At 37.7% G+C, this 4,170-nt stretch carries 5 protein-coding genes; all 5 read right to left on the bottom strand.

Features of this window, described 5'->3' with window-relative positions; all coding sequences use genetic code 11:
• Positions 1-1,097 (bottom strand): DUF6990 domain-containing protein (locus ACFIJL_RS08700; protein ID WP_375624270.1); only part of this gene is annotated, 1,097 nt, incomplete at its 3' end.
• A 99-nt stretch (positions 1,098-1,196) separates the two neighbouring features.
• On the bottom strand, positions 1,197-1,778 hold the full coding sequence (locus ACFIJL_RS08695) for an SMI1/KNR4 family protein (protein ID WP_375624268.1): 582 nt from the start codon (positions 1,776-1,778) through the stop codon (positions 1,197-1,199).
• A 52-nt stretch (positions 1,779-1,830) separates the two neighbouring features.
• Positions 1,831-2,400: an SMI1/KNR4 family protein gene (locus ACFIJL_RS08690; RefSeq protein ID WP_375624266.1), complete on the bottom strand. Its 570-nt coding sequence runs from the start codon at positions 2,398-2,400 to the stop codon at positions 1,831-1,833.
• Positions 2,401-2,452: 52 nt separating this feature from the next.
• The gene (locus ACFIJL_RS08685) at positions 2,453-3,043 is read right to left on the bottom strand and encodes an SMI1/KNR4 family protein (RefSeq protein WP_375624264.1); all 591 of its coding nucleotides are present in this window, start codon (positions 3,041-3,043) and stop codon (positions 2,453-2,455) included.
• Between the two features lie 51 nt (positions 3,044-3,094).
• The coding region (locus tag ACFIJL_RS08680; protein WP_375624262.1) for an HNH/ENDO VII family nuclease at positions 3,095-4,170 on the bottom strand (1,076 nt) is incomplete at its 5' end.

Genomic DNA, 4,170 nt, shown 5'->3' with positions numbered 1-4,170 from the left:
GTACCAGCTTCTAAAAAATTTTTATAAGATTTCAGGATATCAATTCGACCTGTCAACGCTAAACAAGCCAAATGCCAAACTATATCTGTATCGTAACTATATTTTTGAACAACTGTTTTGCTTTCGATCGATGCTTGTAAATCTTGAGCGCGTGCCCATTGTATTATCCGCTCAGAGATTTGCGTCAATTCTTGCTCATTCAACCTCTCTACACAAATATCAATCCCTTTACCAAAACCACTAAAAATCCCCCCCCCAATCGTGTTAAAAGAATTATAAATATTTGTAGGTGATATGCACCGATACTCCCCACTATAGTGAATATATTTACAAGCTACAGAAATAATTTCATTAGATATTTCAGCTTCAATACGGACATTGTAATTATCATGAAGACGTATAAAACCAAAATCAAATTGAATAAAGCGGTCGGGCAAAACCAACCACATTTTTCTAGGCTCCGTAGAAAACCACCCTTGTGTTTTAAGAACGCGCATTGCTGCTGTGAGACTCATCTGTTGCTTTTTTGGCTTTTTACGCATTAGAATATCGTCTAATTCCCCATTTTTATAGGCCTGTGCAAAAAAAAGCAGGCGATCATCCGATGTCATTGTTTTATAATCTGCAAATTCTGGCACAGATAGTTTTGGGGTAGATCTATCACTCCTTAAAGCCTCCATATCACCAAGTAATGCTTGTGCAACGGCAGAATGATTAGTAGCTTCCTCGCACAACTTTTTTTCAATATCCTGTGCTTGTGCCCATGCAATCACTCTATTTAGAGCGTCCTTAATATGGCTTTCGGAAAGATCTGAAGGTTTAACATTAAAATCCTCCTTCGCATAAAACAGCACATCTCCATATTTACGCTGTGATTTTTCACCTCTAGAATATTCCCTAGCAAGACAATAAGCAGCGGTGGTGAGATCAGCCGAAAGCAAAAACTCTTTGCCACTCTCTCCATAATTTTTTACACCATAGCCAATACCGACAATGCGATCGGGAAGATGATAATGCGCAAAAATATCCCCCACGTTATCACGATAAGGCTCCCAGCCCAGTCTTTTTAAAATCTCTGTGACATCTTTGGTTTGCATCATCATTCCCCCAGCATGATCTGTAATTCTTTTACATAAAAATTACTTGTGTAATACTTAGGCTCTCTAGAAAGACTATATATTTTCTCACTATCAATTTCACCTCTTCCATAGTTTTTTAAGAAAACTCTTGTAAAAAGGGATAGGTTGCGGAGTGGGAGTGTTCTCAATCTTTTCAATCGGTTGATCACCTTCAGGTATCTCTTCTCCCACGCTTTCTTTAATTCTTTTGCAAAGGAATTCATAAAAGTTACTTGCGTAATATTCGCAATCTTCAGATGAAAGCATGACATAGATTGGACATTCTCCATCCCTAAACTGCGTATAATCAAAATAAAAGGTTTCACCAAAATCTGTTCTGCTAACGAAAAGCTGCTCTGGTGTCACAAAACCACGTTCTCTATTGAGTAAGTTTCGGTAAACAATATCACCAGCAGGAATACCTTCCCCACACTCCTTATAAAGACTAAAGATTTCATCACCACCAATTTCTCCTCCTCCATATTTTTTTAAGAAAACTTTGTAAGACGATGTAAATTGTAAACCGAGAGCTTTCTCCGCCTTTTCAATCACAAGATCATCAACTGCATTATCTTTAATACGAAAATGGATAATATCATCATCATATTTATTTACTTTATCAATTAATACTGCAACATCAGCTAAGGTATAGGTTTTCATAGATGATCCTCAAAACTTGCGTTATAAACGCTCTATATTTCCTCTATCAATTTCACCTCTTCCATAGTTTTTTCCAAAAACTCTTGTAAAAAGGGATAGGTTGCGGAGTGGGAGTGTTCTCAATCTTTTCAATCGGTTGTTCACCTTCAGGTATCTCTTCTCCCACGTGTACTTTAATTCTTTTGCAAAGGAATTCATAAAAATTACTGGCGTAATATTCGCAATTATCCAATGGATACATAACATAGATTGGACATTCTCCATCTCGAAACTGCGTATAATCAAAATAAAAGGTTTCACCAAAATCAGCGTAACACACGACTAGCTGTTCTGATGTTGCAAAACCACGTTTTCTAGCATTTAAGTTTTTGAAAACAATATCACCACCAGGGATATCTGCTCCACACTCCTTATAAAGGCTAAAGATTTCTTCACCCCCTATTTCTCCTCCTACATATTTTTTTAAAAAACTCTTATAAGACGATGTGAATTGCAAATCGAGAGCTTTCTCCTCCTTTTCAATCCGTAGATCATCAGCCGCATTTTCTTCAGTACGAAAATTGATAATATCATTATATTTATCAACTAATTCTACAACATCAGCTAAGGTATAGGTTTTCATAGATGATCCTCAAAACGTGCGTTATAAACGCTCCATATTTCCTCTATCAATTTCACCTCTTCCATAGTTTTTTCCAAAAACTCTTGTAAAAAGGGATAGGTTGCGGAGTGGGAGTGTTCTCAATCTTTTCAATCGGTTGGTCACCTTCAGGTATCTCAGCTCCTACACTTTCTTTAATTCTTTTACAAAGGAATTCATAAAAATTGCTAGCGTAATATTCGCAATCTTCAGATGAAAGCATGACATAGATTGGACATTCTCCATCCCGAAACTGCGTATAATCAAAATAAAAGGTTTCACCAAAATCAGTACTACTCACGAAAAGCTGTTCTGGTGTCAGAAAACCACGTTTTCTAGCATTTAAGTTTTGGAAAACAATATCACCACCAGGGATATCTGCTCCACACTCCTTATAAAGGCTAAAGATTTCATCACCACCAATTTCTCCTCCTCCATATTTTTTTAAAAAAACTTTGTAAGAGGATGTGAATTTCAAACCAAGAGCTTTCTCCGCCCTTTCAATCTGTAGATCATCTGTTTCATTCTCTTTATCATCCTCACTACCCAAATTGATAATATCATCATCATATTTATTCACTTTATCAATTAATACTGCAACATCAGCTAAGGTATAGGTTTTCATAGATTATTTCTCCAAACTTCTTTTTTCTCTCTTTTCATCAACCGTAGAGCATTACTGCCGATGCTCCTGTCCCCATCTGTCAAAATCTAGACCTATAATACCCCATTTCATATCAATTATTTCTCCTAAATTATTGTTTGTTTGTTCTCTATATCCTTTAGCACGTTCCTTCCAATATTCCTCTCTCCATTTTTTAAACTTTTCCCTCTCTATAAGCGATTGATGTGTTTTGGAAGGAGCATGAATTACGGAATTATATTTTTGGTGAGATTCCTTGCTCATTTCTGCTATGGGCCCCTCAGGCGTTTGCTTTAGGTGATGCAATTCAACAGACTGACCATCAAAACCTATAGGTGCTCTTCCTGCTTCCATTCTTTCAATATTGGTGCCCCACACGTCTTTTTTGTTTTCTTTCCATTTAACCCTTTTATTAGGATCAAACAAATCGTCTCTCTGATAGGCTTTGTTAGTCTGTCCAAATTTGCTATCGGTAAATTTAGTGGGTTTCTTTTTTAACCAAAGCTTTTTTTCTTTAGCAGCAAGTTTGGTCAGTTCTTTCCTCGCCGCAAATTTGTCAGGATCTCCTTGAGCTGCAAGTTCTGCAAGATTTTTCTTGGAAGCGAATTGGGCAAAATCTTTCCTAGCCATGAATTTAATCCAAGCCTTTGCGCCAAGCTTTATGCCTCCCTTGGCTGCTCCAGCAACTCCTGTCATTAGGGATGCTGTTTCAGTCAATAATTTTCCAAATTCAAGTCCAGCTTTAAAGGATCCACCAGCACCGGCTCGCTCATATTCCTCCTCCATTTTATTAATGCGATCTACATAGGACTGTCCAAGGGTCCGACCAATTGTCGCCAAAATCTCACCACTGCTGAAAAAATCTTTGAGCGCTTTCAAAGTCTCTTTGGGATGTTTGGCTATTTGCAAAAAACCATCAACCGTATCGTATATTTCAGCCGGGACACCAGCTACCATACCTGCCGCAAAGCTTATATCTTGCCCTGTACTAATCGCAGTCCACTTCGCAGACACTTCTGCTGCACATAAAAAGTCAGGACACTCCTTTAATTCTTTCTCCATCTGAGCTTGTTGCGCACTGCTGAGGTAGTTATTTGCAGCGGCATTAC

The sequence above is a fragment of the Bartonella sp. TT119HLJHH genome (assembly GCF_042193385.1).
Taxonomy (GTDB): domain Bacteria; phylum Pseudomonadota; class Alphaproteobacteria; order Rhizobiales; family Rhizobiaceae; genus Bartonella.
Note: the sequence above shows the minus strand (reverse complement) of the source record. Positions and strands in the feature narration are given on the sequence as shown.

What these genes read in the sequence shown, in the direction of transcription:
- ACFIJL_RS08685 (WP_375624264.1), bottom strand. Translation starts at nt 3,043, where the DNA reads ATGAAAACCTATACCTTAGCTGATGTTGCAGTATTAATTGATAAAGTG.
- ACFIJL_RS08695 (WP_375624268.1), bottom strand. Translation starts at nt 1,778, where the DNA reads ATGAAAACCTATACCTTAGCTGATGTTGCAGTATTAATTGATAAAGTA.
- ACFIJL_RS08690 (WP_375624266.1), bottom strand. Translation starts at nt 2,400, where the DNA reads ATGAAAACCTATACCTTAGCTGATGTTGTAGAATTAGTTGATAAATAT.